15 protein-coding genes are annotated in these 12,726 nt (G+C 66.0%); 3 read left to right on the top strand and 12 right to left on the bottom strand.

Going from position 1 to position 12,726, the window contains the following annotated elements; translation table 11 throughout:
* Positions 1-21: 21 nt before the first annotated feature.
* Positions 22-1,563 (bottom strand): IMP dehydrogenase, encoded by a 1,542-nt coding sequence (guaB, locus tag G6N42_RS28070; protein ID WP_163686905.1) that lies wholly within the window; start codon positions 1,561-1,563, stop codon positions 22-24.
* A 141-nt stretch (positions 1,564-1,704) separates the two neighbouring features.
* On the opposite strand from guaB, the gene G6N42_RS28065 reads away from it, so the two are divergent.
* A complete protein-coding gene (locus G6N42_RS28065) occupies positions 1,705-2,109 on the top strand; it encodes a DUF5319 domain-containing protein (RefSeq protein WP_014209027.1) in 405 nt (134 codons plus the stop codon).
* A 15-nt stretch (positions 2,110-2,124) separates the two neighbouring features.
* Here the strand turns inward: G6N42_RS28065 and G6N42_RS28060 are convergent, their stop codons facing one another.
* The 3 genes from G6N42_RS28060 to G6N42_RS28050 all read right to left on the bottom strand — a co-directional run bounded on the left by G6N42_RS28060 (position 2,125) and on the right by G6N42_RS28050 (position 4,790).
* Positions 2,125-3,339, bottom strand: coding sequence for an anti-sigma-D factor RsdA (locus G6N42_RS28060; protein ID WP_163735762.1), 1,215 nt, complete (start codon positions 3,337-3,339; stop codon positions 2,125-2,127).
* Positions 3,332-3,910, bottom strand: coding sequence for a sigma-70 family RNA polymerase sigma factor (locus G6N42_RS28055; protein ID WP_083124837.1), 579 nt, complete (start codon positions 3,908-3,910; stop codon positions 3,332-3,334). The genes G6N42_RS28060 and G6N42_RS28055 overlap by 8 nt, the downstream gene beginning before the upstream one ends.
* 91 nt (positions 3,911-4,001) lie before the next feature.
* Positions 4,002-4,790, bottom strand: coding sequence for a hypothetical protein (locus G6N42_RS28050; protein WP_174262181.1), 789 nt, complete (start codon positions 4,788-4,790; stop codon positions 4,002-4,004).
* A 439-nt stretch (positions 4,791-5,229) separates the two neighbouring features.
* On the opposite strand from G6N42_RS28050, the gene G6N42_RS28045 reads away from it, so the two are divergent.
* Positions 5,230-5,520, top strand: a complete 291-nt coding sequence (locus G6N42_RS28045; protein WP_083124835.1) for a WhiB family transcriptional regulator — start codon at positions 5,230-5,232, stop codon at positions 5,518-5,520.
* A gap of 62 nt (positions 5,521-5,582) precedes the next feature.
* Here G6N42_RS28045 and G6N42_RS28040 read toward each other — a convergent pair whose 3' ends face one another.
* The 4 genes from G6N42_RS28040 to G6N42_RS28025 all read right to left on the bottom strand — a co-directional run bounded on the left by G6N42_RS28040 (position 5,583) and on the right by G6N42_RS28025 (position 8,276).
* Entirely contained in the window at positions 5,583-6,539 is a 957-nt protein-coding gene (locus G6N42_RS28040) for a DUF4349 domain-containing protein (protein ID WP_163735758.1), read from the bottom strand.
* 67 nt (positions 6,540-6,606) lie between these two features.
* Complete coding sequence (locus G6N42_RS28035) at positions 6,607-7,527, bottom strand: NADP-dependent oxidoreductase (RefSeq protein WP_163735755.1); 921 nt, start codon at positions 7,525-7,527, stop codon at positions 6,607-6,609.
* Between the two features lie 29 nt (positions 7,528-7,556).
* Positions 7,557-7,877, bottom strand: a complete 321-nt coding sequence (locus G6N42_RS28030; RefSeq protein WP_163735752.1) for a hypothetical protein — start codon at positions 7,875-7,877, stop codon at positions 7,557-7,559.
* A 39-nt stretch (positions 7,878-7,916) separates the two neighbouring features.
* Positions 7,917-8,276, bottom strand: coding sequence for an Rv1352/Rv1906c domain-containing protein (locus G6N42_RS28025; protein WP_174262180.1), 360 nt, complete (start codon positions 8,274-8,276; stop codon positions 7,917-7,919).
* Positions 8,277-8,347: 71 nt separating this feature from the next.
* Between G6N42_RS28025 and G6N42_RS28020 the strand changes: the two genes are divergently transcribed.
* The gene (locus G6N42_RS28020; protein WP_163735749.1) at positions 8,348-8,818 is read left to right on the top strand and encodes a hypothetical protein; all 471 of its coding nucleotides are present in this window, start codon (positions 8,348-8,350) and stop codon (positions 8,816-8,818) included.
* Positions 8,819-8,870: 52 nt separating this feature from the next.
* Here the strand turns inward: G6N42_RS28020 and G6N42_RS28015 are convergent, their stop codons facing one another.
* From G6N42_RS28015 to G6N42_RS28000, 4 genes are all read right to left on the bottom strand, one after another.
* Positions 8,871-9,212, bottom strand: coding sequence for a hypothetical protein (locus G6N42_RS28015; protein ID WP_232076393.1), 342 nt, complete (start codon positions 9,210-9,212; stop codon positions 8,871-8,873).
* 286 nt (positions 9,213-9,498) lie between these two features.
* Positions 9,499-11,124 (bottom strand): chaperonin GroEL, encoded by a 1,626-nt coding sequence (gene groL / locus G6N42_RS28010; RefSeq protein WP_163735746.1) that lies wholly within the window; start codon positions 11,122-11,124, stop codon positions 9,499-9,501.
* 102 nt (positions 11,125-11,226) lie between these two features.
* Positions 11,227-11,529, bottom strand: a complete 303-nt coding sequence (groES, locus tag G6N42_RS28005) for a co-chaperone GroES (protein ID WP_046754122.1) — start codon at positions 11,527-11,529, stop codon at positions 11,227-11,229.
* Between the two features lie 182 nt (positions 11,530-11,711).
* Entirely contained in the window at positions 11,712-12,704 is a 993-nt protein-coding gene (locus G6N42_RS28000) for an alpha/beta fold hydrolase (RefSeq protein WP_163735742.1), read from the bottom strand.
* Between the last annotated feature and the right edge of the window lie 22 nt (positions 12,705-12,726).

The following is a 12,726-nucleotide window of genomic DNA, read 5'->3' as shown; positions in this document are numbered from 1 at the left end:
ATCTCCCCTTCGAGCACGCTGTCAGCGGGTGTAGTAGTTCGGGGCCTCGACAGTCATCGCGATGTCGTGCGGGTGACTCTCCTTCAATCCCGCTGCGGTGATCTGTACGAACTGCGCCTGCTGCAGGTGCTCGATGGTGGCCGAGCCCGTGTAACCCATCGCGGCGCGCAACCCGCCCGTGAGTTGATGAATCACTGTCGACAGCGGACCGCGGAACGGCACCCGCCCCTCGATGCCCTCGGGCACCAGCTTGTCCTCGGACAGCGCGTCGTCCTGGAAATAGCGGTCCTTGGAGTACGACCGTGCCCCCGCGCGCCCGGCCATCGCGCCGAGTGAGCCCATGCCGCGGTAGCTCTTGAACTGCTTGCCGTTGACGAAGATCAGCTCGCCCGGCGACTCGGCGGTGCCCGCCAGCAGCGAGCCGAGCATGGCCGTGGACGCGCCGGCCGCCAATGCCTTGGCGATGTCTCCGGAGTACTGCAGGCCGCCGTCGGCGATGACGGGAATGCCCTTCGGCGCGCACGCTGCGACCGCCTCGAGGATCGCGGTGATCTGTGGGGCTCCGACGCCGGCCACCACCCGCGTGGTGCAGATCGAGCCGGGACCGACGCCGACCTTCACCGCATCGGCGCCCGCGTCGACCAGCGCGGCCGCGGCGGCGCGGGTGGCGACGTTGCCGCCGATCACCTCGACGCGGTCGCCGACCGTCGCCTTCAGTCGATGCACCATGTCCAGCACGCCGCGGTTGTGGGCGTGCGCGGTGTCCACGATGAGCACGTCGACTCCGGCGTCCACCAGCGTCGTCGCCCGCGTCCACGCGTCGTCGCCGACACCGACCGCGGCGCCGACGAGCAACCGGCCGTCACTGTCCTTGGTAGCGAAGGGGAATTGCTCGGTCTTGACGAAGTCCTTGACGGTGATCAGCCCGGTCAGCTTGCCGTTGCCGTCGACGATCGGCAGCTTCTCAATCTTGTGGCGGCGCAACAGCCCCAGCGCCGCTTCGGCCGAAACACCTTCCTGCGCAGTGATCAACGGAGCCTTGGTCATCACCTCCGACACCGGCTTCGACTGGTCGACCTCGAAGCGCATATCGCGGTTGGTGATGATCCCGACGAGAGAGCCTTGTGAATCCACGACCGGCAGCCCCGAGATGCGGAACCGCGCGCACATCGCGTCGACCTCGGCGAGCGTGTTGTCCGGTGAGCAGGTGACGGGGTCGGTGACCATGCCGGCCTCCGAGCGCTTGACCGTCTCGACCTGGCCGGCCTGTTCGGCGACGGGCAGGTTGCGGTGCAGCACCCCCATGCCGCCGGCGCGGGCCATCGCGATGGCCATCCGCGATTCGGTGACGGTATCCATCGCCGAGCTGACGAGCGGGACCCGCAGCCGGATCCGTTTGGTCAGCTGGCTGGAGGTGTCTGCTGTGGCGGGCACCACATCTGAAGCGGCCGGCAGCAGCAGTACGTCGTCGAATGTGAGGCCGAGCATCGCGATCTTCGTCGGATCGTCGCCGCCGGTGGGTACCGGAACAGCGAGGGGAAGGCTGCTTTCGGCAATCGACATGGGTGGGGCCTCCCGGGACAGACGAGCTAGATTCCCCATCTTATCGGCATTGACGTCGCCGGTTCTGCTCCACACTCCCGGTTGCGCCATGCCGGGCGGACGGCTGGCGCGAAATGTAGGCGGCTGCGTAATGTGGGAGTCGTGCGCGACCACCTTCCGCCGGGTTTGCCGCCCGATCCGTTCGCCGACGACCCGTGCGACCCGTCGGCAGCGCTCGACGCCCTGGAGCCCGGTCAGCCGCTGGACCCCCAGGAGCGGACCGCGGTCGAGGCCGATCTCGCCGACTTGGCTGTCTATGAAGCGTTGTTGGCGCACAAGGGAATTCGCGGTTTGGTGGTGTGCTGCGACGAATGCCAGCAGGACCACTATCACGACTGGGACATGCTGCGGGCGAACCTGCTGCAGCTGCTGGTCGACGGTACGGTCCGCCCGCACGAGCCGGCCTACGACCCCGAACCCGACGCCTACGTCACCTGGGATTACTGCCGCGGTTACGCCGACGCCTCTCTCAACGAGGCCACGACGGACACCGACGGGTATCGCTGACGGCGCAATCGCTAATTAGCTGCCGTCGCCGCCGGAGCCAGACTCCACTTCGGGAACCACGAACGTCGTCGTAACCGGCGCTCGCCGTTGTACCGGCGGTTCCTCGACCGTCGCCGGAGGTTCCTCGACAGTTGCGGGCGGCGCCTCAACCGTCACAGGAGGTGCCTCAACCGTCGCTGGCGGCACTTCGACGGGCGGCGCCTCCTCGGCGGCCTCAGAGACAGTCGATGACGGCGCAGCAGGCTGCTGGGTCCTCGTGGTCACTGCAACGGTGGTCGTCGTCGTAGGTGTCGCAGTCGGCGAACTCGGAGGCGGCTCTTCCTCAGGCGCGGCCGATGGCGGCGGCGTGCTGGGCGGCAACGACGTCGGCCCCGCCGTTGCAGGCACCGACGATGGGGGCGGCACCTGCACCGGCGGACTGGTCGGTGGCGTCTGGGACGACGTCGGACTGGTCGGCGACGTCGGACTGGTCGGCGACGTCGGACTGGTCGGCGACGTCTCCGACGAAGGAGAAGTTGCCGGCGTCGTTTCCGACGGCGGGGTGGTCTCCGACGAGGTGCTGTCCGACGACGTCGGGGTGTCCAGGACAACCACGTCCGGGAAGACCGGCGGCGGCATGTCGGGCGGCAGCACCGCGGCGGGATCCTGCGCCTCGACCTTCACCGTCAGCTGTTGCCACTCGGAAACCAACTCCTGCTTGGCGACATCGTCATTGACCGTCGCAACGGTGGTGGTGAGTGTCTCCAGTTTGTCCTGAGCCTGTTGCCACTGTCCCTGGTCGACGAGCTGCTGCACCTCGGCGAGTTGCTGCGAGGCAAGCATCACGGCGTCATCCCGCGGAGCCGGCGCCTCGCCGAAGATCATCGTGCGTAGACCGTAGAGCGAGTCGCCCGGTCCCGCGCCCGCCACGACGCTGGCGAAGCCACCGAGACACAGCACCGCCGCGGCGGTCGACCCGACCAGGGCCAGCGTCCGGCGGGACCGCTTGCGTGTGCGCTGGGCGGTGTCGAGTGCGATCACCGCGTCGCGGGGCGTCACCGGCACCGTCATCGGCGCATCACGAATGTCGTCGCGCCAACCGGACAGCAGGCTGATCAGCTCAGCGTCTCCGCGATCGCTTGCATACGCCGGCTGCTGATACGCGAGCGCGTCGAGCAACTGGTCAGTGCGGTTGATCTCGTTGAGCGACGGATCGCCCCCGTTGGAAGTCCAGCGTCCGAAGTCAGGCATGGTCGTGCCCCGTCGAGATGATCTCTTCCTTCAGCCGTGCCAGTGCGCGGTGCTGGGCGACTCGGACCGCGCCCGCAGTACTTCCGACCGCCTCGGCGGTTTCTTCGGCGCTCATGCCGACGACCACGCGCAGGATCAGAATTTCGCGTTGCTTCTCAGGCAATATCGCCAGCAGCTTCTTCATCCGGGCCGATGCCTCGGAATCCAGCGCCATCTGCTCGGGGCCGGCGTCCAGCGAGAACCGTTCCGGCACGACTTCCGTCGGGTCGGAGCGATTCCTGCCCGCTGCGCGATGAGCGTCAGCGACCTTGTGCGCTGCAATGCCGTACACAAAGGCCAGGAACGGTCGTCCCTGATCCTTGTAGCGCGGCAGCGCCGTTATGGCGGCCAAGCACACCTCCTGCGCGACGTCATCAGCTGAGAGGCCACTTCGCTCAGTCGACCCCACCCTCGCCCGGACGTACCGGATGACGATGGGACGAATGGTCTCCAGCACCCTCCGGAGTGCGTCCCGATTGCCCGCTACAGCCTCAGCGACGACATCATCGAGACGTTCTCCCGAAATTGTCATCGTGGGCGATCTCTCCAGCGTTACGTAGCGGACACTTACCGGTGGGCTTGGCTCAGCTAAACAATAACTTTCAGGATGGAGTGCTCCCGTCTCAGCGGACGGCCCACACGCCGCCCCGTGACCTGACTGTGTCGGCGGAACCGTCGCGGATCGACGCCACCTCTACCTCTGAGCGCACCCCGCTACCGATACCGGCCAGCAAGGAGGCCAACGCCCAGCGCAGCGGGACCATTCCGTGTTGTTCCGTGACCTCGAGCGCGGCATCGGCCACCCGCCGCGAGCCGTCGAGGTCACCGACGCAGCACAGCGCGGCGGCCATGACAACCTCGGTTTTGACGGTGTGCCGTACCGAACCGAGCGTGGCGGCGGCCGCCCTGGCCGCGTCCGCGTGATGCACCGCGGACGAACCCTGTCCGCGGGCCATCGCCAACTCCGCGGACACCCAGGCGATCCGCACATGCAGCCGCGCAGGTACCGGGCCGTCGAGAAGGTCGGCGGCGCGGAGCAACGCCCGCTCCGACGCCGCAAACCGTCCCGTGCCGAGCGCATCGGCGGCCAGCCCGATCAGCGCGTCGCCGCCCGCTTCCCGATCGGCACCCGCAAGTGCGGACGCCCTGCCGTCCCAGGTGCGAGCCCGGTCGTGCCAGCCGAGCTGGCGCAGAAACGACGCGCGGGTGCTGTGGGCCAGCGATACCAGCGGGCCGGGCTGCTGACGTCGCAACAAGGAGAGGTCGGCCAACGCGCTGCTGTATCGGCCCTGACCGCCGGCCACCACCGCCCGCAGCCATAGCTGCTGCGGAGTGGTCGCGGGGGGCAGCGGCCAGCGTCCCGGATCGTCCCCGAACGCCGCGTTCGCCAGGTCTGCGGTGGAAGTGATCATCAGTGCCGCGACGCTATCAACGCGTACCAATGGGCCAGTGCAATACCCGGTACCGGCGGACTCGTTTTTCAAAGGGGTCAAAATCACTTTGGTTAACAGTTGGTGCTGCCAAAGTTAATTCCATGTAAGACGGCGCAGGGTTGCGAAAAATTGCCGAAATCGCATGTATCGACGCGATCAGGACAAATAGGCCTCCCCGGCCCCCGCATCACGTTTGCTTAAACACCGATCTCGACGGCGAAGTATCCCAAGATGAACGTGACGTAAATTCTGGACCTGCCGTTATGTCAATTAGCACATGTTCAGGCTATTGACGGAATTTCGTGAGCCCCCCTAGTTTGTGTGCACGAGTAGTCATCGGCGACTTGCGCTCGGATCGGTTCCGTAACTCACGCACTTGTGTAGTTGGCGAAATGGGTGTGTAGAGAGGGGTTTTCCAATGCCACAGCCGCAACAGCTTCCCGGACCCAACGCAGATATCTGGGATTGGCAGATCGCCGGCCTTTGCCGAGGCGTCGACTCGTCCATGTTCTTTCACCCCGACGGCGAACGCGGGCGGGCGCGCGCGCAGCGCGAAATGCGCGCCAAGGAGATGTGCCGCAGCTGCCCGGTGATCACGCAGTGTCGCTCGCACGCGCTGGCGGTGGGTGAGCCCTACGGTATCTGGGGCGGCCTGTCCGAGTCCGAGCGCGAATTGTTGCTGAAGCGGGGTATCCGCCGCGCCTCATAGTCACGAACGCAATCGAGAAGGTCCCATCCGGCGTCCCGGGTGGGACCTTTTCCGTCGGCTGCTCAGGCGTCCGGTTCGGTGTCGGGCTTCGCGACGTCCACGTCTGACTCACCGGCGGGCTTGGTCGCGGCCACCGGCTTGGGCTGACGGGCACCGGCCGCGCGGATGACGCCGTAGCAGAGAGCAACGACGGCGGCCACCACGAGCAGCCACGGCAGCATGAGACCGAACAGCAGCACGAGGTTTGCTGCTACGGAAACCAGTGCGTCCCAACCTCGTTCGACCTGGCCCAGAAATCCCTGATACTGCTTGGGTGCCGGGCCGCCGATTGTTTCTGCCACGAAGGTGACATTGACGGTGCTGTATTCGATGCGGTCGCCTAGGGCTTCACGCTGTGCGCGCAGGCTGTCCAAGTCCGCTTGACGCTGAGAGAGCGCGTCCTCGGCGGCGATGAGTGCTTCGGGGTCGCGGGCGTCGCGCATGATCGCCAGCAGGCGGTCCACCGAAGTCTGCAGCGCCTTGATGCGGGCGTCGAGATCGACCCGCTGCGCCGTCACATCCTCGGAGCTGGTTTCGGCGGTCTGCACGGTGCCCAGCATCTTGAGCTCGCGCACCACGCCGTCGAGCTTGTCCACTGGAACGCGCAGCACGACCGACGTGCGCGCCAATCCCGAGTCGGACCCCGCGTCCTCGCTGCGGCTGTCGACGCGGCCGTCGGCGTCCTCGACCATGACGGCCGCCTTGTCCGCGGCCTCGGAGGTGTTGGCCACCGTGATGGTCATCGATGCGGTCTTGACGACGTCGCGCTGGACGTCGTCCACCGGCATGGGCTCCTGCGGCGGTGGGGCCTCCGGTGCGCCTGCGGCGGCGCCATCGGTGGTGAACTTGGACGCGGGCGCGTCATTCTCCTGGCGCGACGGACCCGATCCGGCACATGCCGTCAACAGCGCGAGAGTCGCGATTCCGGTGATCGCCACCGTCAACCATTTGCGGTACAACTTGCAGGAAGTGCTGCTCATGGCAGCCACCATGCCATTAGCTGTGAAGTTCGACCATTTTCGCTGGTTGGATAGGCAGTCAACGAGGTCAAACGTCAATCACGCGGATGATGGTCTTACCCCGGCCACGACGCGTCGGATCGAACGCGGCGGCGGCATCGTCGAGGGGTCGTATCGTCGCGACGCGTGGCGCGATCCGCCCGTCCCGCAGCCTGAGCTCCAATTCGGCGAGTGCCGCACGATCGGGCTCGACGACGAAGAATATGGCGCGAACATTGTCGGGCGGGCTGGGCGGCGGTTCGGCGATGCTGACGAGTGCACCGTCAGGTCGGACCAACGCAGCCGAGCGGCGGAGGATCTCACCACCGATCACGTCGAACACCATGTCCACTGCGCCGACGTCTTCAAGCCGACCTTCATCCAGGTCCGCGAAAACTTCTGCGCCTAGTCCCAGCGCCACGTCACGATCGGCCGCGCGTCCCGTACCGATGACCCGCGCCCCCGCCTCGAGCGCGAGTTGTACCGCCATCGAACCGACACCGCCGGCAGCGCCGTGAATCAGCACCGTCTGCCCGGCGCAGAGCCGCCCGTGAAGGAACAGTCCCTGCCACGCGGTGAGGCCCGAAATCGGCAGTGCCGCAGCCACGGTGTGGTCGACTCCCGACGACAGCGGCGCAAGATTGCGAGCCTCGACTGCCACGAATTCGGCCAGCGTGCCATTTCGGCACCAGTCGGTGATCCCGAAGACTCGTTGGCCGACCGTCAAACCCGTCGTCCCGTAGCCGAGTTCGGCGACGACCCCGGAGACCTCGTGCCCGGGGATGGTCGGTGCCCTGTCACGTCCGGCCCGGTCGGTCCAGGTGCCCGGCCAGTCGAGCTCGCCCGGTGTGAACCCCGCCGCGTGCACTCGGACGACGACATCGTTCTCCGCGGCGTGCGGGTACGGCATCTCCCCCAGCGCTAGGCCGTGCACCCCGGCAGCGCGGTCGCGCGCGATGATCGCTCGCATCAGTTCAGGGTCGAGATATGAAGCTGGGACTAGTCTTTCGACTCGTCAGAGTCCTCGGACTTGTCGTCATCATCCGAGTCGTCATCGCCCGAGTCGTCATCCTCCTCAGAGCCGTCATCCTCCTCCGAGCCTTCATCAGACTCGTCCTTGGTGTCGTCGTCGTCCGTGGTGTCTGCACCCGATTCGCTGATGCCGTCGGCATGTTTCGTCAGCAGCCTCGCCAGTTGACGGGCCTCCTCCGGCGCCAACGAGTCGTCGATGAGCCGCTCGCCGTCCTCGGATACCCGCTCGAGATAGACCGTGTTCTTCTTCGTGGCGACGTTCCATTGGCCGCCTTCATGCTCCGCCATTGGGCCGGGATACCCCGGCTACCGGTTTGTCATTCACTTTCAGGGCACCCGGGTCCAGGGTTGGCAGTTCCGCGATTCGAAGGCCTTCACTTCGGCGTTGACATTCGCGAACATCGGACCGATCGACATGTTCGTGGCGACCACGTGGTCTTTGTTGGTGTCGGGCGTGCTGTACGCGAACCACGCGCACATCGAGTCCACGGTCGGCACGTCGTTGATCCATACGCCAAACGTCGAGGCCGAACCGGCGGTTTGGTAAAGACCCGGCGCGATATCAGGACCGACGAGAAAGAAGCCGTTGCCCGGGATCGGGTCCAGCGGGGCGGCACTCGCACGCGACACGAACGCGACCGCAGCCAGTGTGGCGACAAGTCCGGCCAGCGCGTACCGCCTGATCACCTCGGCAGCGTAACTCTTCAGGTCAGCGCACCGAATACATTCCTGTGACGCCTGAAAGGATCGGCGCGGCCATGTCGCTCTTGGCATTGTCTGCCGCCCTGAACATCGCCCCGGCCCACGCTGACCCGCTGCCCGGTTTCTGTGTGCCGCCGAGCGTCGTCGACGACGTGTGCACCGTGCGGATGACATCGGTGACGGCCGATGCCGTCAATGGGACGATCACCGGCACACCCGTCGGAGGCGGAACTGCGATTACCGTTGCGGGACAAGGAGATGCCTACCTGACGTCGGTGGGCTTCGGCGACGCCCGGCCGCACCCGATACAACGCTGGGACGAGACGATCGACAGCGTGAACGCCCTCAGCGTCGATCCGTCCAACCCGAACTGGTACGGCAATGCCAAGGCCCAGGCGTTCCTGCCCAGGACACTGAATGACCTGGCCAGCCAGTTCCCGCCAGATGTCCTGGTGGTCCGCTTCACTGGCGACGACGCCCAGCCGGGTTCGTACCGGCTCGTCTCCGTTCAGCCCACACCCCGGTAGGGGGGCTCAATCGGCAGGAGCAGTAACCAAAAGACCTGCGTGAACGCCTATCTCAGCCTTCCGTGTAGGTATATGTCGTTGTGGTGCATACGTCTATGCCGGTGCGCACCAGCTCCTCGCCGTCCTCGAACACGGCCTTGAAGTCGTATAGGCACGCCCCGCTGCCGTCATCGATGTTGATGTTCACCGACTGGCCGACCGGCAGGACGTCCTCGCCGAGAATGTCCTCCTCCCAGGTGCCTCGGTCGACGTTCGAGGCGAAGAACTGCACGATCGCGTGCTGCGTTTCGTTGATGACTTCGACGTGGCGGTCTTGTGCGTTGGCCGGGGCGGCGGTCAGCCCAATCAGGGCGAGAGCCGCCATCACGATGCTGATCGTGAGTTTCTTCAACATCCTGTTCATCTCTTGTCTCTCTTCTCGAATTGCGAAGCAACCCGAACCCCTACCCCCGGCTCGCCCCGCCACCGACTACGGCTTTGTTCCAGCGGGGCAAACTTATCTCGTTTCGGCTGGCAATGATGCCGAACTTGCGCATTTGCAAGCCACACGACCTAGGTCGCTGCCCAAGCGTCGCCGACGAAGATTCTTGGTCGGGCCCAGCCCGGCTCAGTAACAATCTGGGCGTTGCATAGCAAACACCCCCGGCCCATCAGGACCGGGGGTGTCTGTAGAGAACTAGCTAGTGATGGTGATGACCGTGGCCGTGGCCATGGCCGTCGTCCTCCGACTCGGCCGGCTTCTCGACGATCGCCGTCTCGGTCGTCAGCACCATTCGCGCAACCGACGCTGCGTTCTGCACCGCTGACCGGGTGACCTTGACCGGGTCCACGACGCCGTCTGCAGCCAGATCGCCGTATGCGAGCGTCGCCGCGTTGAAGCCCTGCCCGGCGGGCAGTTCGGACACCTTGTTCACCACGACCGAGCCGTCGAGCCCGGCGTTGGTCGCGATCCAGTACAGCGGCGCCGTCAACGCGGAGGCGAAGACGCCTACGCCCAGCGCCTCGTCACCGGAGAGCGACTCGCGCAGCGGGCCGAGCACCGAACCGGCCTGGACGAGCGCCGCGCCGCCACCGGCGACGATGCCCTCCTCGACGGCCGCCTTGGCTGCCGACACCGCGTCCTCGACCGCTTCCTTGCGCTTCTTCAGGTCGGTCTCGGTGGCCGCGCCGACCCGGATGACGGCGACGCCACCGGACAGCTTGGCCAGACGCTCTTCGAGCTTCTCGCGATCCCAGTCGGAATCGGATGCCTCGATCTCCGAGCGCAACTGCGCCTTGCGACCATCGATGGCTTCCGCCGTGCCACCGCCGTCGACGATGACGGTGCTGTCCTTGTCGACGACGACCCGGCGTGCGGTACCCAGCACCTCCAGGCCGACCTCGCGCAGCGCCAGACCGACGTCGGGGTTGACGACCTGTCCGCCGGTGACGATCGCCAGATCCTCGAGGAACGCCTTTCGGCGGTCGCCGAAGAACGGCGCCTTGACGGCAACGGCCTTCAGCGTCTTGCGAATCGCGTTGACCACCAACGTCGAAAGGGGTTCACCCTCGACGTCCTCGGCGACGATCAGCAGCGGCTTGCCCGACTCGGCGACCTTCTCCAGCAGCGGAAGCAGATCAGGCAGCGAGCTGATCTTCTCGCGGTGCAGCAGCACCAACGCGTCCTCGAGCACGGCTTCCTGTGCATCGAAGTCGGTGATGAAGTACGCGGAGATGTAACCCTTGTCGAAGCCGACGCCCTCGGTGACCTCGAGCTCGGTGTTCAACGTCGAGGACTCCTCGACCGTCACCACACCATCGACGCCGACCGTGGTCATGGCCTCGCCCACCAGCTCACCGACCTGCTCATCGCGGGAGGACACCGTGGCGACCTGGGCGATGGCCTTCTTGTCGCTGACCGGCGTCGCGGCCGCGAGCAGCGCCTCGCAGACCGCATCGGCGGCCTTGCTGATGCCGAGGCCCAATGCGATCGGGTTGGCACCCGCGGCCACGTTGCGCAGGCCGGCCTTGATGATGGCCTGTGCGAGCACCGTCGCGGTGGTCGTGCCGTCACCTGCCACGTCGTTGGTCTTGGTGGCGACCGACTTGACCAGCTGGGCGCCGAGGTTCTCGAACGGGTCTTCCAGCTCGATCTCGCGAGCGATGGTGACGCCGTCGTTGGTCACCACCGGACCGCCGTACGCCTTGGCCAGCACCACGTGGCGACCGCGCGGCCCCAGCGTGATCCGCACGGCGTCGGCGAGCTTGTCGACCCCGGCTTCCATTGCCCGGCGCGCAGTTTCGTTGAACTCGATCTGCTTGCTCATGAATGTCCTTACTGACTGAAACTGACTCGAAACGACTCGAAACGAGTGCCGCCCCGGAACTCACCCGTCTATACGGGAAGCTCCGGGGCGGGACACGGGTGCTTACTTGTTGACGACAGCCAGCACGTCGCGAGCGGAGAGAATCAGGTACTCCTCGCCGTTGTACTTGATCTCGGTGCCGCCGTACTTGCTGTAGATGACGGTGTCGCCTTCGGAAACGTCCAGGGGGATGCGCTTCTCGCCGTCCTCGTCCCAGCGGCCGGGGCCAACTGCGACGACGGTGCCCTCCTGGGGCTTCTCTTTGGCGGTGTCGGGGATGACCAGACCGGAAGCGGTCGTGGTCTCGGCCTCGTTGGCCTGTACGAGGATCTTGTCCTCGAGTGGCTTGATGTTCACGCTCGCCACGATGGAGCCCTCCACTAATTTCGGGTTGTCGACCCCGGGGGATCCCGGGGTCTCAATTACCAGGTGTTCGGCATAACGTCCGTGCCTCGCTCCGTCGTCGCGGGTGCCGGCGCAGGGTTTGGGCGCGTCTGCCACCTAGCACTCTATACATGAGAGTGCTAGCACTCAAGATCGGCCTATGCCTATCTCGTAAAGCGAACACGCAGGTCCCCGAAGAAGGCAGTGACCAGCGGGTTGAACAGGTCGGCGCGCTCCCACTGCAGGAAGTGGCCCGCGCCCGGCACCACAATCGGACCCGCTCGGTCGGTGAAGGCCACCTCGCACGTGTGCAGGAAATCGGGACCGATCACCTGGTCGTCCATGCCGTAGAGGATCAGGGTGGGCACGTCGACCTTGCGATCGAGGATCGGCGGCTCGCTCATCTTCCGTCCGTGCATGAGCTGATAGCACGCCCAGCTTGCGCGAAGCCGCTCTTCGGTCGAGAACGGTTCGGCCATGAAATCCGCATCGGCTGCGGTGAACGTGCCTGGTGAGGCCCACAACCGATGTCCATAGAACTCGGAGATGTAGCGCCGGCGCTTGGCCGGGGTATCAAGATCTGCCGCCAGGTCATCGGGTGTCACGCCCTGCCGGTAGCGGTAGTCGGCCGTCGGACCATCGGCTATGCCGCGGATGGACGCCACGTCTATTCCGGCCGCCTCGAACTCTTTGAACAGGAACGGCGGCACGGAGTCGAAGAACACGAACTTCTCCACGAATCCCGGATAGCGGTGGAGAAGATCGCACGCGATGGCGCCGCCGAGGTCGCCACCGACCACGCCACATCGCTCATGGCCAAGCACATCGTGCACCAGCAGGTACAGGTCCCGGCTCCACGCCGCCAGGTCGTACACATCCTCTGACGACAGGTCTGAATCGCCGAAGCCACGCAGGTCGGGGACGATCACCTCGTAGCCGGCCTCGGCAAGCGGACCGATATTGCGCCACCAGATGCGCTTCGTCTCGGGGTAGCCGTGCAGGAGGAGCAGCGGATAGCCACCGCTCCCCTCCTGGACGAAGGCAAGGGACAACCCGTCGCGGCCCTCGCTCGGCGCGACCTCTCGGTGGTGGATGGTGAACGCATCCGGCGCCGGAGTCGGCGGCTGTTCGGGTCGCAGGCGCAGGTCGTAGTGCACGCCCACGCAGTCTGCCGCAGCG

Source organism: Mycobacterium gallinarum (assembly GCF_010726765.1).
GTDB classification, from domain to species: Bacteria; Actinomycetota; Actinomycetes; order Mycobacteriales; family Mycobacteriaceae; genus Mycobacterium; species Mycobacterium gallinarum.
Note: the sequence above shows the minus strand (reverse complement) of the source record. Positions and strands in the feature narration are given on the sequence as shown.